The organism is Kribbella sp. NBC_01245 (assembly GCF_036226525.1).
Taxonomy (GTDB): Bacteria; Actinomycetota; Actinomycetes; order Propionibacteriales; family Kribbellaceae; genus Kribbella.
Genome location: NZ_CP108487.1, coordinates 3,693,589 through 3,714,799 on the forward strand (window position 1 = coordinate 3,693,589; position 21,211 = coordinate 3,714,799).

The 21,211-nt window shown below is 67.1% G+C and carries 16 protein-coding genes; 5 read left to right on the top strand and 11 right to left on the bottom strand.

What is annotated here, in order from left to right:
* Positions 1-33: 33 nt before the first annotated feature.
* The 5 genes from OG394_RS16230 to OG394_RS16250 are packed head-to-tail and all read right to left on the bottom strand — an operon-like array spanning position 34 to position 5,343.
* A complete protein-coding gene (locus OG394_RS16230) occupies positions 34-1,551 on the bottom strand; it encodes a glycosyl hydrolase family 28-related protein (protein ID WP_328996196.1) in 1,518 nt (505 codons plus the stop codon).
* Positions 1,552-1,555: 4 nt separating this feature from the next.
* Entirely contained in the window at positions 1,556-2,206 is a 651-nt protein-coding gene (locus tag OG394_RS16235; protein ID WP_328996197.1) for a bifunctional 4-hydroxy-2-oxoglutarate aldolase/2-dehydro-3-deoxy-phosphogluconate aldolase, read from the bottom strand.
* A gap of 31 nt (positions 2,207-2,237) precedes the next feature.
* On the bottom strand, positions 2,238-3,110 hold the full coding sequence (locus OG394_RS16240; RefSeq protein WP_328996198.1) for a carbohydrate ABC transporter permease: 873 nt from the start codon (positions 3,108-3,110) through the stop codon (positions 2,238-2,240).
* Positions 3,107-4,003 carry a carbohydrate ABC transporter permease gene (locus OG394_RS16245; protein ID WP_328996199.1) on the bottom strand — a complete coding sequence of 299 codons (897 nt, stop codon included), beginning with the start codon at positions 4,001-4,003 and terminating at the stop codon, positions 3,107-3,109. Before OG394_RS16245 ends, OG394_RS16240 begins: the two co-directional genes overlap by 4 nt.
* A gap of 14 nt (positions 4,004-4,017) precedes the next feature.
* Positions 4,018-5,343 carry an ABC transporter substrate-binding protein gene (locus OG394_RS16250; RefSeq protein WP_328996200.1) on the bottom strand — a complete coding sequence of 442 codons (1,326 nt, stop codon included), beginning with the start codon at positions 5,341-5,343 and terminating at the stop codon, positions 4,018-4,020.
* Between the two features lie 154 nt (positions 5,344-5,497).
* Here OG394_RS16250 and OG394_RS16255 point away from each other — a divergent pair, with 154 nt between their 5' ends.
* Entirely contained in the window at positions 5,498-6,274 is a 777-nt protein-coding gene (locus OG394_RS16255) for an IclR family transcriptional regulator (protein WP_328996201.1), read from the top strand.
* 22 nt (positions 6,275-6,296) lie between these two features.
* Positions 6,297-8,279: a discoidin domain-containing protein gene (locus OG394_RS16260; RefSeq protein WP_328996202.1), complete on the top strand. Its 1,983-nt coding sequence runs from the start codon at positions 6,297-6,299 to the stop codon at positions 8,277-8,279.
* A gap of 229 nt (positions 8,280-8,508) precedes the next feature.
* Here OG394_RS16260 and OG394_RS16265 read toward each other — a convergent pair whose 3' ends face one another.
* The 6 genes from OG394_RS16265 to OG394_RS16290 all read right to left on the bottom strand — a co-directional run bounded on the left by OG394_RS16265 (position 8,509) and on the right by OG394_RS16290 (position 18,543).
* Entirely contained in the window at positions 8,509-11,640 is a 3,132-nt protein-coding gene (locus tag OG394_RS16265; RefSeq protein ID WP_328996203.1) for an efflux RND transporter permease subunit, read from the bottom strand.
* Between the two features lie 17 nt (positions 11,641-11,657).
* Complete coding sequence (locus tag OG394_RS16270) at positions 11,658-12,083, bottom strand: hypothetical protein (RefSeq protein ID WP_328996204.1); 426 nt, start codon at positions 12,081-12,083, stop codon at positions 11,658-11,660.
* A gap of 2 nt (positions 12,084-12,085) precedes the next feature.
* Complete coding sequence (locus tag OG394_RS16275; RefSeq protein WP_328996205.1) at positions 12,086-15,280, bottom strand: efflux RND transporter permease subunit; 3,195 nt, start codon at positions 15,278-15,280, stop codon at positions 12,086-12,088.
* Positions 15,281-15,463: 183 nt separating this feature from the next.
* Positions 15,464-16,867 (bottom strand): sensor histidine kinase, encoded by a 1,404-nt coding sequence (locus OG394_RS16280; RefSeq protein ID WP_328996206.1) that lies wholly within the window; start codon positions 16,865-16,867, stop codon positions 15,464-15,466.
* Positions 16,860-17,534 (bottom strand): response regulator transcription factor, encoded by a 675-nt coding sequence (locus tag OG394_RS16285; protein WP_328996207.1) that lies wholly within the window; start codon positions 17,532-17,534, stop codon positions 16,860-16,862. The genes OG394_RS16280 and OG394_RS16285 overlap by 8 nt, the downstream gene beginning before the upstream one ends.
* A 13-nt stretch (positions 17,535-17,547) precedes the next feature.
* On the bottom strand, positions 17,548-18,543 hold the full coding sequence (locus OG394_RS16290; RefSeq protein ID WP_328996208.1) for a hypothetical protein: 996 nt from the start codon (positions 18,541-18,543) through the stop codon (positions 17,548-17,550).
* A gap of 289 nt (positions 18,544-18,832) precedes the next feature.
* On the opposite strand from OG394_RS16290, the gene OG394_RS16295 reads away from it, so the two are divergent.
* From OG394_RS16295 to OG394_RS16305, 3 genes are read left to right on the top strand one after another with little or no spacing between them, the layout of a single operon-like run.
* Positions 18,833-19,798 carry an ABC transporter ATP-binding protein gene (locus tag OG394_RS16295; RefSeq protein WP_328996209.1) on the top strand — a complete coding sequence of 322 codons (966 nt, stop codon included), beginning with the start codon at positions 18,833-18,835 and terminating at the stop codon, positions 19,796-19,798.
* Positions 19,798-20,613: an ABC transporter permease gene (locus tag OG394_RS16300; protein ID WP_328996210.1), complete on the top strand. Its 816-nt coding sequence runs from the start codon at positions 19,798-19,800 to the stop codon at positions 20,611-20,613. The genes OG394_RS16295 and OG394_RS16300 overlap by 1 nt, the downstream gene beginning before the upstream one ends.
* On the top strand, positions 20,610-21,197 hold the full coding sequence (locus tag OG394_RS16305; protein WP_328996211.1) for a hypothetical protein: 588 nt from the start codon (positions 20,610-20,612) through the stop codon (positions 21,195-21,197). The genes OG394_RS16300 and OG394_RS16305 overlap by 4 nt, the downstream gene beginning before the upstream one ends.
* Positions 21,198-21,211 lie beyond the last annotated feature (14 nt).

Genomic DNA, 21,211 nt, shown 5'->3' on the forward strand with positions numbered 1-21,211 from the left:
GTCGCCGCTTGTCATGCCGCCTCTCACGCAGCGTTACCGAGCGACGTCCCTCTGCGACGTGTAGACGACCGTCGGCTCCTCGACGTACGGCCCAAGCGTGATCCCGAGCTGCCCGAACGTCCGCAGCGGCTTCCCCTCGATGACCACGTCCCGCAGTACGACGCCATCGATGCCGCCGTCAACGTTGTCCGCGGCAACAAGTGGCGCCATCCCGCCCTGCGCACGGACGTTGACGCGGTTGACCAGCACACCGGACACCGGCCCTATCCCGAGACCGCGTTCGCGGGTGTGGATCAGCAGCCAGTTCTGGTTGCCGCGGTTGTGGTCGAGCGACTCGATATCGATGTCCTCGTAGACGATGTCCGTACAGGGCTCACTCCCGTACGCCGGGTCCACCGCGATCGCGCGGGTCGCGTTGTAGACGTACCCGTTGCGATAGGTGACATCGCGCTGGTACGAGTAGTGGCCGTTGCCGATCTTGAACGCGGCGCAATGGGTCCACGCCACCACGTCCTCGAACAGCACCCGCTCGACCGGCTGCCGCGGGTGCGGCCAGCTCAACGCGATGTTGGCGTCCTCGGCCCAGGCCTTGGTGGAGTACGGGTCGTCCTCGCAGATCGCGATCGTGTGCCGGACCGTCACGTCCTGGCATTCGTTGATGTCGAGCACGTCGTTCTCGAACTGGCGCTGGGTCTGGAATCCCTTGTAATTGGTGATTCGTACGTCGGAGCAGCGGCTGGGCAGGAACGCCCACGAGCCGGAGTCGCGGCCGATCACACCGTCGACGGTCAAGCCGCGGGTGCCGACCGGGACCAGCAAATGGTTGAGATAGTTGCCGTCCTTGCGCATCCGCGCACCCTGGCCGTCGATGGTGCCGCGACCGGAGATGGTGATGTCGGACGAGCCCGGCTCGGTCGAGATCAACCAGGTGCCGTCCATCCCCAGGCTGTCGTGGTGGAACTTCTTCGCGTAGTCGGCCGGATTACCCGTTGCCCTGAGCACCGATCCCCCGGCCAGGTAGAGTTGCACCCGGGACCGCAGCACGATGCTGCCGATCATGAATACACCCACCGGTACGTAGACCACCCCACCGCCTGCCGCGTGGGCCGCGTCGATCGCCGCCTGGACCGCCTCGGTGGCCAAGCTTCCACCGGTCCGATCGGCGCCGAAAGCCGCCACGTTGAAGATCCCGGGCCCGTAGGCGGCCGGCGCATCCAGCTCCTCCGGGTCGGCCGCGATCACCAACTCCTTGAGATCGTCGATCTTCACGATCAGATAGCGGCTGCGATCGAGAGTGAACGACAGCCTGTTCCCGCTGACCTGGCTCGGAATCTCCAACGCCAGCGGACTGACGGTGTAAAAGTCGATCTGCTCAAGCGTGGTGACCTCCACCGTCACCGTGCCGCTAAAGGAGAAGTGCGCGTAGTGGTACTCGACGCCGCCACCCGGCTCCGGCGCGAACGCGGTGACCGGCACGGATTGCCCGTTCACGGTGACGATGAAGTCGTCCGAAGTGGGATAGATCGACGGCAGCGGATAGGTCTGGGCCATAGCGCTAGGCAGCCGACGCGGCATGGACGTCGACGGACCGTACGGCGCGAGCCGCGCGCTCGGCGAGGCCGGCCAGGTCGCCGCCGGGCAGCAACGCGTCCCGGGTCAGATCGCGACTGACCCCGACGAACGCGGCTCCGGCCGTGAGATAGTCGCCCGCCTCGTCGATCCGGACCAACCCGGTCGGCATCAGCCGGATGTCGGGCAGCGGACCGACCAGCTCCGCGACGTACGAGACACCGCCGACCGGACCGACCGGCGATACCTTCACCGCCTGGACGCCGTACGACCAAGCAAGCACGATCTCGTTCGGCGTCAGCGCGCCGGGAACGAACGGCACGTCGCGGCTGTGCGCGGCCTCGATCACGGCCGCGTCGGTGACCTGGCTGACGAGGAAGGACGCGCCCGCGTCGATCGCGCGGTGCGCCTGCTCGACGGTACGGACCGAGCCGGCCCCGACCAGAACGCCGGCCGGCAACTCGTCCCGGGCCCGGCGCAACGCGTCGAAAACGCCGGCGGAGGTGAGGGTGAACTCGACCGCCGGGATGCCGGCCTCGATCAGCACCGAGGAGACCTCGATGAACCGGTCGGCATCGGGCGCCCGCAGCACGGCGACCACCGGTCGCGCCCGCAGCGCCTCGCTCAGCTGAATCATCTGGTCTCCTGAGTTGTGTTGGTGATGGTCATCAGCCCTTCATTGCGCCGGAGGTGATGCCGCGGATCATCGACTTCTGCATCAGCAGGTAGACGATCAGGCTTGGAAGCAAGGCGATCAAGGCGCCGGCCAGCAGTACGCCGGGCCCGACATCGGCGTCCGTTCGCAGGAACGCCAGCGCCACTGTCAGGGTGTAGTCGCTGGGCTCGTTGGCGGCGATCAGCGGCAGCAGGTACTGGTTCCAGATCATCATGAACCCGAAGATCGTGATCACGCCGAGCACCGGCTTGCACAGCGGCAGCACGATCGTCCAGAGCATCCGGATCTCGCCGACCCCGTCGATCCGGGCCGCCTCCTCGATCTCCTGCGGGATCTCCTTCATGAACTCCGACATCACCAGGATCGAGAATCCCCAGATCGCGACCGGCAGGATGACGCCGAGCACGCTGCCCTTCAGGCTGATCCCGAGCAACGGCAGGTCCGCGATCACCTGCGCGAGCGGGATCGCGATCACTTCCTCCGGCAGCATCATCGTCAGCAGGAAGAGCATCAGCACGACCAGCTGGCCGCGGAAGCGCTGCCGCGACAACGCGTAGGCCGCCAGCACCGACAGCGTCACCTGCAACAACAGGCCGCCTCCGACGATGATCAGGGAGGTGGCGAAGTATCCCCAAATCCCTTTCTCTGCGGCGATCTTGAACCCGAGCAGGGTCGGATCGGACGGATAGACGTTCACCTGAGTGGAGTCGGTCGTCTCGTTGAAGGCACCGGAGATGATGATCAGGAAGGGCGCCGCGAAGATGAACAGCACCAGTGCGCAAAGGGCGATCCGCAAGACCAACGCGGGACCGAACCGCGGCGACCAGCCCAGTGCGGTGTCGAACCGAGTGCCTTGGTCTCTCATCGTGCCTCCCGGCTTCTGGTGATCAGCCGCACGGCGACCGTGAGCATCACGGTGACGAGCAGCAGCAGCATCGACGCGGCCGAGGCGACGCCCAGGTTGTTGCGCTCGAAGCCGAGCGAGTAGACCCGCGTCATCCAGACCTCGGTCGATCCGGCCGGACCGCCGCCGGTGAGCACGTAGACCTCGGTGAAGATCCGCAGGCCCCGGATCGCCGCCAGCGTCAGCACCACGGTGAGCGCCGGTCGCAGTCCCGGCAGCACGATGTGGAGCAGCCGCTGCCGGCGGTTGACGCCGTCCACCGCGGCCGCCTCGTACAGGGTCCGGTCGATCCCGGCCAGTCCCGCGAGGATGATCACCATGTCGTACGGCGCGCCGGTCCAGATGCCGACCGCCATCACCGACGCCAGCGCCGAGTCCGGGTCGCTCAGGTAGCCGAACGGCCCGAGCCCAATGGCGCCGAGGATCTCGTTGACGAAGCCGGTGTCGGTCGGGAAGTACAGGATCCGCCAGACCTCACCGATCACGGCGATGGCGGTGACCACGGGCAGGAAGACCGCGGTCCGCAGGATCCACAGCGACCGGGCCTGCCCCTCGAGCAGCAGCGCCAGCCCGAACCCGACGACCAACGCACCGACCGTCTGGCCGACACCCAGCACAACGGTGTGACCGAGAGCGTCCCGAAACCGCTGGTCGGCGAGGACGGTGGCGTAGTTCTCCAACCCCACCCATTCGTCACCGAGGAACGGCTGCACCTTGTACAAGCTCATCCGGATGCCCTCCAGCATCGGGAAGAACTTGAACATCGCGGCGAACAGCAGGGCGGGGGCCAGGAACATCCAGGGCAGCCAGGACGACCCACGCAGGGCCGCCGCCGGCCGCCTGGCCACCGTCATTCGGCGAGATCCTGTCACTCGGCGAGATCCTGGGACTTGAGTTCGGCGGTGATCGCCTCGTCGAGCGTCTTCAGGCCCGCGTCCAGGTCGCTCGTACAACTCGACATCATCTTGTTGATTCCCTCACCGAGGGCCTGCCGAATCGGCTGGAAGTCGATCGCCCAGACGAACGACTTGGAGTTCGCGTTGTACTCGTCCTGGAACAGCTTCCAGCGCGGGTCGTTTCGTACCGCTCCGGCGTCGAGCGTCTTGTTCACCGGGAGCCGGACGACCGGTTGGGTTGCCCCGCTCGCGGCCATGCCGATCTTCTGCGCCTCTGGCGAGATCAGGAATTCGGCCAGCGCCTTCTGCTGGTCGGTCTTCTTCGATCCCGCGCCGAAGTAGATGGTCTCGCCGTCGGCCAGCGTCGTCGTACCGACGGGGCCCTTCGGCATCGGGACCACCTCGTACTTGTCCTTGCCGAGATTCTTGTCGTACCCGGAGAGGGTGTACGGCCCGGTCAGGTAGATGCCGGCCGTGCCCTCGCCGAAGAACGGCGTCTCGCTCGTGGTCAGGTTCAGCGACCCGGGGACCACGTTGCCCGGCGTACAGAACTGCTTGCGGATCCACTCCAGCGCTGTCTTGGTCTGCGGGGAGTTGATCACCGACTTGTACTTGGCTTCACCGGACTTCTCGACGATGCCGCCACCGGCCTGCCAGATGTACGACGACGCCCACCAGCCGATGTAGCCCTTCTTGCTCGAGCCCGGGACGACCATCCCGTAGGTGTCGGCCTTGCCGTTGCCGTCCGGGTCCTTGGTCGCGAACGCGTTCGCCAACGCGGCCAACTCGTCCCAGGTCTTCGGCTGCGGCAGACCAAGCTTCTTGCGCCAGTCCGACCTCACCAGGGTGCCGAAGGTCTGCCGGGAGAACGGCACGCCGTAGATCTGCCCATCGACTGCCTGATTCTGGGCCCAGGTCTCGTCCGGGATCTGGTCGCCGCCGGCGATATCGCCCTTCTCGACCTTGGTCACGTAGCCGTGCGACTGGTACGAGCCGAGCAGATAGGCGTCGTTGATCCAGACGTCCGGCAGGTCCTTCGACGAGGCGCGCGCCTGCAGCTGGGTGTCGAGCTCGATCACGCCCTTGTAGTCGACCTTGATCCCGGTCTTCTTCGTGAAGGCCGCCATGATCTCCTGATACGTCTTCGCCGGGTCGGGCGAGCTGCGCGACCAGACCTCCAGCGGTTCACTGCTGCTGCCGGCGCTGTCGCCATCGTCGCCCCCGCAGGCGCTCAGTAAGCCGACCAGGACCATCGCGGACAGGGCGGCTGCCGCCCTCTTCGCCGGCGAAATCCTCATCGTCAACCCTCATCTCTTCGATTCACATATGTGAATGCGGTACATACTGGCGGAACGATTTGAAACGTATTAGCTTGTTCATGTATCTGTCAACGCGCCGAAACGTGCCGCAACGTACGGACGACCGGATTCGGTCAATCAGGAGGTTCGGGTGGTGAGCATCGACGAGATCCGGCTGGTCAAGTCGGCCGAGCGGGCGCTGCGGATTCTCGAGGTGCTCGGCGACGCCCGCGGGCCGCTGTCGGTGACCGAGCTGCACAAGGAGACCGGCTACCCGCGGTCGAGCCTGCACCAACTGCTGCACACGATGATCGCGATGGGCTGGATCGAGTCCACCAACGAAGGCGCGATGGTCGGGATCGGGTCCCGCGCGCTGCTCGTCGGTACGGCGTACCTGGACCGCGATCCGGCGCTGCCACACGGGATCCGGACGCTGGAGCTGATCCGCGAGGAGACCGGCTACACGTCGCACTACGCGCGGCTGGACGGCGCCAGCGTGATCTACCTGGCGACCCGGGAGGAGACGGCTCCGCATCGTGCGACCAGCCGGGTCGGCCGGCAACTTCCCGCGCACGCGACCTCGCTGGGCAAGGCGTTGCTCGCCGAGCTGACCACTACCGAGGTGTCGCTCGAGCTACCGTCCGATCCCCTGCCCGCGCTCACCGCGAACACGGTCACCTCGCACGCGGCGCTGGCCGACGAGCTGGAGGACACGAGGCGTCGCGGGTACGCGTTCGAGCGCGAGCAGAACACGCTCGGCCTCGGCTGCGTCGGCGTACCGGTGCCGTACCGGATCCCGGCCACCGACGCGATCAGCTGTTCCATCCCGATCGACCAGTGCACCGACGCGGAGGTGGCGCGGGTGGCCGCGATCATCCGCGACCACGTCCAGCGACTCGCCACCTTGTTGCGTTCGGAAGGTATCCGCTAAAGCCCTCTGGAAGGGACCGCCCATGTTCCACCGTCTGATTCGTGCTGCCCTGATACCGGTACTCATCGCCCTCGGAGGTGTCGTGCCCACCGCCCACGCCGAGGAGGTTGCTCCTGCGCGGATCGACGCGTACGCGCAGCCGTCGATCTACCAGCGCTCCCCCGACTACGAGCTGACCGTCAACGGTCAACGGATCGACGTGGTCGACTATCCCGGCTACGACTACGCGCACTTCTCGATGGGATCAGGGCCGGCCACGATCGCCGTACGGAAGCTGAACAACACGAACATCGGCGCGTACACGATCTCGCCACGCAAGCTCGGCCTGCAGGGCAGCGTGTCCGGCCCGACGCTGACGTTCACCATCCCGAACGACGAGTACGTGATCGTGAAGCTCGACGGCCGCCCGGACCTGGTGATCGCGGCGGACCCGGCCGAGACCGACAAACCGGCCAGCTCCGGACCAGGCAACCACAACGTCATGACGTACGGCGCTGACGCCACCGGCTCGGCGCTTTCCACAACTGCCGTTCAACGGGCTGTCGATGACGCGACCGCGGCCGGAGGTGGCACCGTCTACGTACCGGCGGGCGTCTACCTGGTCGGCAACGTCGTCCTCAAGAGCAACGTGTCGCTCTATCTCGAGCCTGGCGCGGTGTTCCGCTTCACCGGCAACCCGGCGGACTACACCAAGCACTGGCACAAGAACTCGCAGAACCGCGACATCACCTGGTGGATCTCCACCGAGTTCGGCTCCAAGAACATCCGCGTCTTCGGCCGCGGAACGCTGGACGGCAACGGCGACGCGGCCATCCGCAGGTACAACTTCGCCGCGAACATCCTGGTGCCGATCGCGACCAAGGACTTCTCCTTCGACGGATTGATCGTGCGCGAGTCCGGCGCCTGGGCGATCGTCACCGCGCGGTCGAAGAACCTCACCTTCACCAACGTGAAGATCTTCAACCGGCTCGACATGGGCGAGAACGACGGCATCGACGTGAACGAGTCGCAGAACGTCGTGGTCCGGCACGGGATCGGGATCAGCCTGGACGATCCGTGGACCACCAAGGCGTGGCGCGAGGACACCGATATCGCGCTGCCTTGGCCCGGCGCGCCGCAGCCCGTGCAGAACGTACTGTTCGAGGACCTGATCTCGTGGACCAGGTGCTACGGCTTCAAGATCGGCCAGGGCACCCTGCAGCCACAGAGCAACGTCGTGTTCCGTGATGGTGTCGTGTACGACGCGGCGATCGGAATCGGCATCCACCACCGGTACGGCTCGGCCCTGGTCAAGAACGTACGGTTCGAGAACATCGACGTGGAACGGATCGGGGTGAAACTGGTCAACGATCAGACCTGGTTCCGTTTCATCATCGAGAATCCCGGCCTCGGCGCCGGACCCGTCCAGAACGTTGTCGTCAGCAACATCACCGTTCGCGACAAAGGCAAGAGCTATGCCGTTCTCAAGGGGTACGACGCGGCCGCGGCCTTCAGCAACATCCAGTTCGACCGGGTAACGATGCCGGGGGCAACGACTCCGGCCACCACGCTGACGGCGATGAACATCCTCAGCAGCGCCAACTACTCGAACGTCGTCATCACGCCCGTACAGGACCCGGAACCGCAGCCCCGTCCGAACCTTGCCCTGGGCAAACCCGCGACCGCGTCGACGGGCGCCGCCATCGCCGGACAGGCCGTCGACGGCGATTTCTCCACCCGCTGGGGATCCGATCGCACCGACGACCAGTGGTTCCAGGTGGATCTGGGCGCGCCGGCAACGGTCAGCGGGGTGACGATGCACTGGGAGGTGGCGTACGGAAAGTCGTACGCGATCCAGGTCTCCGACGACGGCACCACCTGGCGCGACGTGTACTCGACCACCAACGGATCGGGCGGGATCGAGGCGATCGACTTCACCCCGACCACCACCCGCTTCGTGCGGCTACGCGGCATCCAACGCGGCACCCAGTACGGCTACTCCCTCTGGGAATTCCAGGTGCACTAGTAGCACTCAGCGGTCTCTCAGCGACGGGCGGGCATCATGAAAGTGACCGCTCGCCACCCTGGGGGGAGGAGAGCCGAGGTGTGACCAATGAATCTGCTGCCGTGGATCCTGGCTATCGATGCCCTCGCCCTGATCGTGATCGCCGTCGTCTGCGGACTCGCGCAGGCACGTGCCAGCAGCGCCCGCCGGCGGGCTGAAGCCGCCGACTGGGCGCTGCTCTACTCGTGGCTCAAGCAGCCGCTGCCTCCGGATGCGCCTGACGCTTCCTCGCGAACCTCAGGTAGAGGGCAGGCACCACCAGAAGGTTGAGCAGCGTCGCCGTGATCAGGCCGCCGAGAATGACCACCGCCATCGGGTGCTCGATCTCCTGGCCCGGGATCGACCCGGTCACCAGCAGCGGGATCAACGCGAGCCCGGTGGTCAGCACCGTCATCATGATCGGCACCAGCCGTTCCTTCGCGCCCTGAAGCACCAGTTCGGGCCCGAACGGCAACCCCTCTTCCTCCTCCAGATGCTTGCAGTGACTGATTAGCATGATCCCGTTGCGTGCCACGATCCCGAACACGGTCAGGAACCCGACCAGCGAACCCAGCGTGATCACCTTCGACCCCAGGTACGCCGCGATCAGCCCGCCGACCAGCGCGATCGGCAGCGTCACGAACGTCAAGATCGCCAACCGCCAGCTCCGATAGGACGCCTGCAACAGCAGCAGGATCCCGATCGCCGCGGCGATCGCGAAGATCAGCAGCCGCTGCTGGGCCGCCTGTCGTTCGGTGTACTCGCCGAGCATCTCCGCGCGGAACTCCAGCGGCATCTCCACCTGGTCGAGCCGCTGTTCGATGTCCTTGACCACGGACCCGAGGTCACGGGACCCGTCGAGCTCGGCGCCCACGTCGATGTTGCGGAACATGTCCTCGTGCTGGACCACGTTCGGCACGGACACGATGCTGATGTCGGCGATCTCCCGCAGTGCCACATGGCCGCCACCGGGCCGGTCGATCTGCAGGTTCTGCAGATCAGTGATGCTGCGCCGCTTCTCCGGCGCGGTCCACAGCTGGACGTCGTACGCCCGGCCGGCCGTGTAGACGTCACCGGCTTCCTCGCCGGCCATCAGCCAGGCGGCCGCGCGCCGGACATCGCCGGGCTTGAGACCGTGCTGCTTCGCGGCCTGGATATCGACCTCGACCCGGACCTGCGGAATGGCGTCCTGGAAGTCGGCGGTGTGATCGCCGACGCCGGGGACCTCACCGACGATCTTGTTGATCTCCTCGGCCTTCGCCCGGAGGGTCTCCAGGTCGTTGCCGAAGATCCGGATCGTGATCGGGTCGCTGGTCCCGGTCAGGACCTCCCGGATCCGTTCCTTCAGATAGGTCAGTACGTCGCGGAACACGCCGGGGTAGCCGTCGACGACGCCGTGGACGCTGTTCACGGTCTCGTCGTAGTCGACCGACTTGTCGACGCTGATCCAGTTCTCGCCGAAGTAAACGCCATGAGGCTCATCACCGAAGAACGCGTTCCCGATGTGCGAGCCGGCGTTGCGCACTCCGGGGATGGTGAGGAGTTCGGCGTTCACCTGCTTCGTCGTCCGGACCTCTTCCTGCAGGGAGATGTCGGGCTTACCGAGCCAGTGCATCAGGAAGTCGCGTTCCTTGAAGTTCGGGAGCAGGGACTGCCCGAGCAGTGGCAGGACCACGAGTCCGCAGGCGGTGGTGAGAGCGACCGCGACGTACGCGCGACGCGGCCGCTTCACCAGCCGGATGAGCATCCACTCGTAGCCACGTTTCATCGGCGGCACGAGCGGCGACTCGCGGTGCGCCAGCGACTTCGGGTTACGGAAGAAGATCAGCGCCAGCGCGGGTGTGACCGTCAGCGCGACCAGCATCGACGCGCCCAGAGCGAGCGCGTACGCCACGGCCAAGGGCCGGAAGAACGCCCCGGACAGCCCCGCGAGCAGGAAGATGGGGGCGATTGCGACGATCTCGATGATGGTCGCGTAGACGATCGCGCCCCGGACCTCCAGCGACGCCTCCAGGATGATCTTGGCGGTCGACTTGCCGCTGCCTTCGGCGCGATGCTGGCGCAGTCGCCGGACGATGTTCTCGATGCCGATGATCGCGTCGTCGACGACGTCGCCGAGGGCTATCACGAACCCGGCGAGCACCATCGTGTTGATCGTGGCACCGCGGATGTCCAGCACGAGCAGCGCGGCCAGCAGCGACAGCGGGATGGTGACAACACTGATGAGCGCGGTCCGCCAGGAGTACAGGAACAGGGCGAGCATCAGGATCATCAGCAGCGCGCCGAGGATCAGCGACGTGGTCAGGTTGTCGATCGCTTCCTCGATGAACGTCGCGGGCCGGAAGATCGCGGAATCGACGGCGATGCCCTGCAGACCAGGACTCAGCTCCGCGAGTGCCTCCTCGACTCCCCTGGTGACGTCCAGTGTGTTTGCCCACGGCAACTTCTCGACGATCAGCATCAGGCCGTCGCCCTCGTTGATGACCGCGTCACCGATCAGCGGCTGGTGATCCCGGACCAGGGTGGCCACGTCGCGGAGCCGGATCTGCCGGCCGTCGAGGGTCTGGATCGGCAGGTCGGCCAGATTGTCGTGGGTCACGATCGGCGTGACGTGCCGGATCCCGATCCGTCCGGTCGAAGTGTCGACGAAGCCGCCGCGCCCGATGAAGTTGCCGTCGGCGTACCGCTGCAGACCGGCGTCCAGCGCGTTCGCCGTCGTCGTCATCACCCGTTCCAGGGTGACCTTCTGCTTGGCCATGCGTTCCGGGTCGGCCTGCACCTGGAGCATCTCCAGGCGTTCGCCCCAGATCGGCACGTTGGCGACACCGGGCACCTGGAGCAGCCGGGACCGGATCTTCCAGTACGCCGTCATCGACAGGTCCATCATGTCCAGGTTCGGATCGGTGGACGACAGGCCGATCTTCAGCACCCGGCTGGTGGCCGACAGCGGCTGGAGCATGACGGGTGGCGCCGCCCACGTCGGCAGCGTCGGCGTGATCGCCGCGATCCGCTCCGCGACGTGCTGACGGGCGGTCAGCAGATCGGTGCCCTCCTCGAAGAGCAGCACGACCTGCGACAGTTGCTCGACCGAACGGGACCGGACGGTGCTGACACCGGGAATCGCGTTCAGCGACTGCTCCATCGGAACCGTGATCAGCTCTTCGACCTCGGTCGGTCCCAACCCGACGGCCAGCGTGTGCACCTCCACCTTCGGTGGCGCGAACTCGGGAAAGACGTCGACGGCTGACTTACCCAACTGCTGGGCGCCGAAGAACATCAGGAACGCGGTCAAGGCCACCACGAGGAACCGGAATCTAAGACTCGAAGCCACGATCAAACGCATCACGGCACTGCCCCCTTTCAGTGACCGATCTCTTCTTCGACGCCGTACAGCGACGGCACACCGACGGTGGCCACCTTGGTTCCAACGGCCGGACCGCTCAGCAGGTAGGCGAGATCGCCGGCCTGTCGCTGGATCTTGATCTCATGCCTGACGAACACTCCGGGCTCCGGGTTCGTATAGACCCACCAATGCCCCTTCGGATCCACGAACACCGCTGCCGACGGGACGACCAGCACATTCGCCGACTTCACCACCGGTACGGTTTCGATGGCGAGCCGCTTCACCGCCGCCTCTTCCAGCACGATCCGCGGAAGGCCACCGGCCACCTCCTCGACGTGGGCGGGTTCGTGACCGACGGCGTACTTGTCCGTCACCGCCCCGCCGCAGGAGGAGACGAGCAGTACGGCGGCCAGCGCCGCGCCGAACTCACGCTTCCTGGGCATCATCAGGCCCCCGCTCCTGCCTCTGCCTCTTGCGGGGCCGGGGCTGGAGTCTCCTCGGCTTCTGACGACACCGGTTCGTCGGCCCACAAATCCTGCTCCTCGGTCGAGCCGAACCCCAGATAGACGACCGGTACGACGTACAGGGTGACCGCCGCCGTGGTCAGCAAGCCGCCGACCAGTACGACCGCCATCGCGTGCACGATCTCGAAACCGGGTCCACCGCCGACCACAACGATCGGCGCGAGCAGCACGATCACCGCCAGCATCGACATCAGGGCCGGCGCCATGGCCTGTCTGGTGCCGGTGACGACGAGGCCTGGACCGGACTTCATCCCGTCGTCCCGCTGCAGGCGCTGGTATCTCCGGAGCAGCAGGATCACCGTCCGCGCGGCGATCCCGAGCACACCGACCAGCCCGGCGATCGAGCCGAGACTGAACGTCCGGCCGGTCAGGATGACCGCGGCGAAGCCACCGACCAAGGACAAGGGCAAAGCCAGGAACGCGATCAGCGCGAGCCGCCAGCTGCCGACGGCGGCCTGCAGCAGCAGGGCCACCGCGATCACCGCGGCGATGATCACCGCGATCATTTGCGACTGGCTGGACTGCTGTTCTTGATATCCGCCGAGTAGTTCGGCGTGATGCTCCAGCGGGAACTGCACCTGCGCGAGCCGGTCGCTGACGTCGCTTGCGACCGCGCTGATATCCCGCCCGGCCACGTCGGCGATCACGTCGAGGTACGGCGCGACGGCCTCGTGCCGGATCACGGTCGGGTTCGGCACGACCTCGACCTTCGCCACGTCACCGAGCCGGACGTGACTGCCGAACGGCGTGTCGATCAGGAGCTCCGCGACATCGGTCGCGTTCTGCCGGATCTCCGGCTTGCCCCAGACCACGACGTCGAACACCTTCTGCTGATCGAACAGGCTGCCGACCGTCAGACCACCCATCAGTGCGGTCGCGGCCCGGCGTACGTCACCGGGTTTGATGCCGGCCGCCTGGGCGCGAGCAAGGTCGACCTGGACCTGCGCGGTGGGTTCGTCGAGCGCGCGGTCGACGTTCACCGTGGCCACGCCGTCGACTCCCGTCAGCAGGGCACGGATCTCGTCCGCCTTGTTGCTCAGGTGCTCGGGGTTCTCGCCGTAGACCCGGACGACCAGGTCCTCGCTGGACCGGCCGAGGACGTCAGTGACGCGCTCGTCCGAATAGGTGAGTACGTCGGTCGTCACCCCGGACAGGCCGCGGACCGTGCTCCGGATCGAGCTCAGGGTCTTGTCGTAATCGGCGTCCGGGCCGATCTTGGCCCAGATCTCGCCCGCGTTGACGTTGACGATCTGGTCCGAAGCGACCGCCCGGCCGACCTGGCCGCCGACGTTGACGACCCCTGACACCGAGCCGAGCTGCTGAACCGCCTGCCGGGTGAGCTCGGTCATCTTCGGCAGCGACGTACCGGGCGGCGCCTCGATATGAACCAGAACGTCGCGTTCCTTGAGCGCCGGCCGCAGCGAAGCATTCAGGAAGGGCAAGGCGATCAAACCGATCAAGGCCAGGACCCCGGCCACGATCAGGGCAGCGCGCGTGCCGCCGACCAGGTCATTCGCCCGGCGCTGATAGCCGCTGCCAAGTCGGCGGGAAAGCGCGGACTGCCGGGGTTCGCTATTGGACAAGAGCATCAGTGCGACCACCGGCGTCAGCGTCAGCGCCACCAGCATCGACGCGGCGACGGCGAGCAGGTAGGAGAGCACGATCGGCGGCAAGAACGCACCGCCTTCGCCCTCCAGGAAGTAGAACGGCACGGTTGCGGCGACCACGATCAGGACCGCATAGAGGATTCCACTGCGCATCGCGGCGGACTCACTCACCACCGCGAGTGCGGCCGACCCGCCGTTCTTCTCACGGCGTTCACGAAGCCGGGCAGCGAGACCATGTGAGTCGGTCATCGCGTCGCCGACGATCGCGGTGAGACCGAGCACGAGCCCGGCCACGACCATGAAGTTGATCGGCGCATCCCGCAGAGACAGCACCACGGCCACCACGGCCAGCGGCACCGGGATCGCCACCAAGGCCACCACGGCCCGGCGCCAGTCCCAGAAGAGCAGGACGATCAGCAGCAGCAGGAGCACTCCGCCGATCAGCAGCGCCCATTGCAGATCGTTGAAGGACGACTCGATGAAGGACGCCGGCCGGTACAGCGACGTATCGATATTCAGACCGACGAGACCCGGCCGCATCGCGTCCAGGGCGGCCTCGACGTCCTTGGTCACCTGAACGGTGTTGGCGCCAGGGAACTTCTCCACCACGAGGAACTGACATGCCTCGCCGCCCGGGCAGATGGAGTCACCGATCAGTGGCTGGTGGTTCTCGACCACCTGCGCCACCTGGCCCAGGGTCTTGGAGGTCGGCTTCCCGGCGGAACTCTCCAGCGGGACCTGGGCCAGCTCGGCGGCGGTCTTGATCGTCTGCTCGTGGAAAATGCCGAGCCGCTGATTCACGGTGTCGATGAACCCGCCGGTCCCGGGCGTGGACGCCTCCAGGAAGGACAGCGGCGACACCTCGAGCGCGTTACCGGTGGTCTCGATGACGTCGGCCAGCGTCGTGCGGTGCTGCCGCAACTGCTGGGGATCGACGAGAACCTGGAGCTGCCGGTCTCGGAAACCCCAGACGCTGACGTGGGCGACACCGGGCACCGACATCAGTCGCGGCGTGATCACCCAGCGGGCGAGCACGGACTGGTCGATCGGGGTCAGTGAGTCGGAGGAGATCTTGATCATCGACAGCCGGCTGGTGGACGACAGTGGCTGGATCATCTGCGGCAGTTTCGACACTTGTGGCAGTCCCGCCACGGCGGTTGCCTGAGACAGCCGTTCCTGGACGACCTGCCGCGCGGCCAGCAGCTTCGTGCCCGGCTCGAACGTCATCACGACCGAGGACAGGCCGGGCATCGACACCGACTCGATCCGGTCCAGGAACGCCACGCCGGCCAGCAGATCCTGCTCCAGCGGGACGGTGACCATCTGCTCGACCTCTTCGGCCGACAACCCCGGCGCCTCGGTCTGGACCTCGACCGTCGTCGGCGTGAACTCGGGCAGCGCATCCACCCGGGACTGGCCGATCTGGACGATGCCGAGGACGATCAGTCCCAGCACTACGGCGATGATCAGCCGCTGGAATTTCAGGCTCGAAGATACGATCCAATTCATGACTGTCGGCCCTCCCCCACAGGAGGCGAGCGCGGGTGGGCGTGCGCATCCAACGACGCGGCGCACCGGAATCCCCCCGGATCGCATCCCCCACATATCAATCCCACGTAGCTTGATACCGCCTACGTGAGCCCCTTATTCGGAGAGTAAGGCCGAGGACCGGTCCTGTCTACGCGCCGGTTCTCAGGACTTTCTTGGCAACCGTGGTGCATACTGCGCATCCGCAACCGGCAGCCGTACCTCGAACCGGGCGCCGCCGAGTGGTGCGTCGCCGATCTCGACCACGCCGCCATGCGCTTTGACGATGTCCGCGACGATGGCCAGTCCGAGGCCGGCGCCGCCGTGGTCGCGATCACGGGCGCCGTCCAGTCGGGTGAAGCGTTCGAAGATCTCCTGCCGGCGCTCCCTCGGTACGCCGGGACCGTCGTCGTCCACGGTCAGCACCGCCTCATCGTCCACAACGGACAGGCCGACGCGGACCTCCCCGGCCGCATGAGCGACCGCGTTGTCGACGAGGTTGCGCACGAGTTGCTCCAGCAGCAGCGCGTTGCCGCTCACCTGCACGGGCTCGACGCCCTGGCGGTCCACCCGCGCCGGACCGCTCGCGGCCAGATGACCGACGGCGATATCGATCACGTCGTCCAGGTCGACCGCGGTTCGCGTCCGTCCCAGGGTTCCGGCGTCGGCACGGGCCAGCAGCAAGAGTTGCTCGGCGAGGTGCTGCATCCGGACGGTCTCGTCGAGCAGATCCGCGCTGACCCTCGACCAGTCGACCGGACGACGGCTGGCCCGGGCGGTCTCGAGCTGGGTCCGCAGGCTGGCGATCGGGCTGCGCAACTCGTGCGCGGTGTCGGCGACGAACCTGCGCTGGCGTTCGGCGCTGTCCTGCAGGCGGCCGAGCATCGCGTTCACCGTGCGCGCGAGGCGGCCGATCTCGTCGTACTGCGGCGGTTCGGAAACCCGCCGGTCCAAGTGCCGGCCGCTGATCGCGTCGGCCTCCTGGCGGATCGTCTCGACCGGCGTGAGAGTCCGGCCGAGCACTCTCCACATCGCGACGGACAGCAGCAGGACCAGGATCGGAATCCCGGCGACGCTGATCTCGCCAACCAGAACAACGATCTCGTCGACCTCCTCGATCGAGACCGCGACGTAGACGGTGGCCGGACCGGACGGCGTACTGATGCCCTGGGCAACGATCCCGTATTCGCCCGAATCGGCCAGCGGCAGACTGGCCACCCTGACCTCCCGGGTAGACCCAGGTGACTCGCGGGGCAGTTCGAGGGCCGGCCGGCCGGCGATGTTCGCGCTCGCGCCGAGCACGCGGCCGTCGGCGGCGACGATCTGCACCAGGTCGGAATCATGGCCGATGGGCAGTGCAGGCGGTAGCGCGTTGCCGGCGGCGAGTGCGCCGAGGTCACGGGCCCGCAGCCGGCTGGCGTCCATGGCCTCGTCGATCATCACCACCCGCAGGGTCAGTACGAGCGCCGCGGCCCCGGCCATCAGCACCACGGCCGTCGTCGCGGCGGCGATCAGCACCATTCGGGTCCGCAGTGACGGAGTCCGCCGCCGGGACGGTCGATCAGCCATCGGAGCCGACCAGGTAGCCGTGGCCGCGGATCGTCTGGATGGTGTCGGTACCGAACGGCTGGTCGATCTTGCGGCGCAGGTAGCCGACGTACACCTCGACGACGTTCGGCTCCCGGTCGAAATCTGCTCCCCAGACGTGATCGAGGATCTCGGCCTTCGACCGGGTCTGGCCGATGTTGCGCATCAGGTACTCCAGCAGCGAGAACTCCCGACGGGTCAGCTCGATCGAAGCCGTTCCGCGCCGCACTGTGCGTCGCGCGGGATCGAGTTCCAGATCATCGACCAGCAGCTTCGCCGGCCGGGCCGGAGCGCCACGGCGCAGCAGGGCGTTCAGCCGGGCGATCAGCACCTGGTACGAGAACGGCTTGCGGAGGAAGTCGTCGGCGCCGAGATCGAGTCCGCGGGCTTCGGCGTCGTCGCTGTCCCTGGCGGTGAGAATCAGGATCGGCGTCCAGCAACCCTCGGCCCGCAATCGCTTGCACACCTCGTACCCCGGCAGCCCGGGCAGCATGAGGTCGAGCACGATCGCGTCGAACTCCTGCTCCCGGGCAAGCCACAACCCGGTGTCGCCGTCGTGCGCCAGCTCGACGGCGAACCCATGGTCCTCCAGCCCGTGGCCGATCGCGCGCGCAAGTCGCCGCTCGTCTTCGACCACCAGGATGCGCACGGTTTCTCCGGACTCACTTCATCGGCGCGGTCCGGCCATAAACATCCTTGCTGTACCGGTACGCGCGCTTCTCCAGACTCAACGCGGCGGCCCGGGCCTCGGCGAGACCGGCCTTGCTCAGGCGTTGCACGCTGACCAGTTCGAGCGTTTCCTTGGTCGGATCGTTGCCGTAGAACCCGACCCGGACGTTGCCGATGCCGGCCGCGTAGTACTTCAGCTGGTGCGCGCCCGGCTCGTCCGCGCTGGTCTCGTCCGTGACCAGGACACCCTGGAAGCAGCCCGCCTTGACGCAGGTCTTCTGGTTCGTCTTGAACACTTCAGCTCGGTCAGACCAGCCGACCGCCGGACCCCAGCCCTGCGAGTAGCTGCGGCCGCCGAGCTGTGGCTTCGCCTTGATGGTGATACCGGCCCGCGCGCCCTCGACCCCGTGGATCCAGGCCGGCACCTCGGTGAGCTGGCCCCCCTCGTACACCTCGGGATACTGGCCGAAGTGCCAGACGTCGCCGCCGTCGGCCTGGGCGAAGAACGCCAGCTCGGCCTCCTCCAGCACGCCCTCCCGGTAGTCCCGCTCCCAGAGCACCACGTTGCGGACACCGTCGATGACCTTGGTGAGGTCGGTGACGATGAAGGTCACGGTGTGCGGGATGGCTTCACCGTCTTCGATCGTCTGCCCCCGGTAGTTCAGCCGCGTCCCCGGCCGCAGCGGGAACCACTTGTTCGTGAACATGGTCGGGCGCGAGAACGCGGACCGGTCGTACCCAGGCTCCGGGCCGGTCTCTGGTTGCTTGCCCGGTGTGCTGGGCTTCCCGGTCGGCGTATTGGTTGTCGCCGGCGGTGTGGTCGTCGGCGTCGCACTCGGGCTCGCGTCCGGTCGGCTACTCGGTGTGACCGTCGTCTGGCTCGGTGCCTGGACCCCGGACGAATCACCGGACGAACAAGCCACCAGGGCCAACGGGCCGGCCAGACCTGCGGTCAGGGCGAACGCGTAGCCGATGCGTATTCTGCGCATCTCTTACCCCCCTCGGCACCCGATCGCAGGCCGGTGGCCTGTTCCCCGGTCAGATGCCCGTGAGCCGAGTGTCGCGCGCCAGGCCCGTCCTGAGAAGTGGCTCGGAGGTTTCACTCCGCAATCAATTTCGGCGCACCCTCTTGCCGAACCGCCACTATCCGGCGCACTCTGACCGCATAGCGCATGGGCGGCAGTGCGGGCCTGTTCTGCGTACGACGCCCCGGTGCGCTTGATGAGGGGGCGTTATGGGGGCATTACGGGGTTCACGGCCAGAGCGAGGCAATTGACCATGCCTGCGGACAGATCCGGCGAGATCGCACTCGAAGCGAGCGGATTGCGGAAGACGTACGGGCGGCTGGTGGCCGTGGAGTCGCTGGATCTGCGCGTCGCGGCCGGCACGGTGCTGGGCTTTCTCGGGCCCAACGGTGCCGGCAAGACGACCGCGATCCGGATCCTGACCACGATCCTGCCGCCCGACAGCGGGTCGTTCACGGTCGCCGGCGTACCGCACACCAGGCCGACCGCGATCCGCCGGCGGGTCGGCGTGCTGCCGGAGAGCGCGGGCTATCCACTCGGCCAATCCGGGGAGGAATGGCTGCGCTACCACGCCGAGTTGTTCGGCCGGAGTCGCGCCGACGCCCGGGACACGACCCGACGGCTGCTCGCGGATGTCGGCCTGGCGGATCGCGGGCGGGCGCTCATCTCCAGCTATAGCAGGGGAATGCGGCAACGACTCGGGATCGCGCGTGCCCTGGTCAACGACCCGGACGTCGTCTTCCTCGACGAGCCCACGCTCGGCCTCGACCCGATGGGCCAGGCCCAGATGCTCAACCTGATCGGCCGGATCGCCCGCGAGCGCGGCTCGACGGTCTTCCTCAGCACCCACGTGCTGGCCGACGTCGAACAGGTGTGCGACCGCGTCGTGATCCTCAACCGCGGCAAGGTCGTTGCCGAAGGCACCGTCGCCGAGGTGGTTCGGCAGGCGGCCGCGCCACGGCACGGGCACGTGAAGGTCCCGCCCGAGCTGCTCGACCGGGCCCTGGCCGCCCTGGCCCGCACCGAGGTGCACGCGGCGTCGAACGGCGGCGGTCCGCTGGGCGAGCTGGAACTGAGCATGCCCGCCGGGCTCGAGCTCGAAGCCGCCGCCACCCAGGCGATGAAGAGCCTGCTCGAAGCCGGCGTACCGGTGCTCGGGTTCACCTTGGCGGGTGGCCGGCTCAGCGACGCCTTCCTCGCTGTCACCGAGGAGGTCTGATGACCGTCGAAGCCGAACCTGCGACCGCCGGACCGGTAGCCCGCGCGGGGCGCCCGTCCTGGCTGGTCGTCGCCGACCGGGAGATCCGTGACCTCTGGCTGGGCGGACGTGCGCTGATCCTGCTGTTCGCCTATTCGGTCGTGCTCAGTGTGACCACCTATCTCACCGCCACCAACGAGGCACTCAACTTCCTCGAACAGCGCGAGTCCGTCGCCCTCACCCTGCAGGTGGCGGTGGCGATCGGCGTCCTGCTCACGCTGCTGGCCGCCGCGGACGCGTTCAGCGGCGAGCGCGAGCGTGGCACCCTCGAATCGTTGCTGCTGGCCCCGATCTCCCGCCGATCGCTTGCCCTCGGCAAGGGAATCGCCGCGCTGTCGCTGTGGTTCGCGGCGTTCGTGATCTCGGTGCCGTACCTCTGGTATCTCGGCCGCGGCGTCGGCGTGGTCCGGACCTCGCTGCTGAACGGACTCCTGGTGGGCAGCCTGCTCGCGCTGACGATGGTCGCTCTCGGCCTGCTGATCAGCACGTTCGCCGGTTCGAACCGGATCAGCCTGTCGGTCAGCGTCTTCACCTTGCTCGCGTTGTTCGCACCCACCCAGATGCCGAGCTCGGCACAACGCGGCTGGTTCGGGGATCTGCTCCAGCGCACCGACCCGTTCACCGCCGGCCTGCGCTACCTCGGCAAGGTGATCATCAATGCCCGTACCTTCGCCCAGGAAGGTCATTGGCTGCTCGGTCCCGCGATCGTCGCCGGAGTCTTACTGGTGCTGGCCATCGCCGTCGCGGGCAGGCTCAGACTCGGAGGCCGGGAATGACCAGGACCTACGCGATTGTGGCGACCTGCTTCGCGACCCTGGCCGCCGTCGTACTGCCCGGAGTGGCTTCGGCAGACCCGGGCCGCGCGACCTCGCTGGATGTCGACGTGGTGACCGTCGAACTGGACAAGACCCAGGCCTCGCTCGCGCTCGGCCGGAGCCTGACCTTCACCTCGACCGTGCGCAACCCGGGCGGGCAGGAGGTCAGCGGCGCGATCGCCCACCTCAACGTGCTCGCCGTCGACCCTGGCGTCTACGTCGACCCCGAGGACTGGTCCGGCGAGCGGACGCAGTACCTGGACCCGATCGGCGCCGGTGAGGCGGAAACGCTGGAGTGGGAGATGCAGGTCGTGAACAGCGGCCGGTTCATCGTCTACGTGGCGATCACGTCCTCGGAGGCCGCCGGCACGGTCATCGCGAGCAAGTCGCTCCGGCTCGATGTCGCCGCCGAACGCACTCTCGACGCCAGCGGACTGGTGCCGATCGCGGCCGGCGTACCCGGCGTACTCTTGCTGCTGATGGGACTCGTCATGATCCGTCGCCGGCAGCACCGGCCGCGGAATGGCTCAGCCGACAACGGCTGACCTCACCAGGGAGC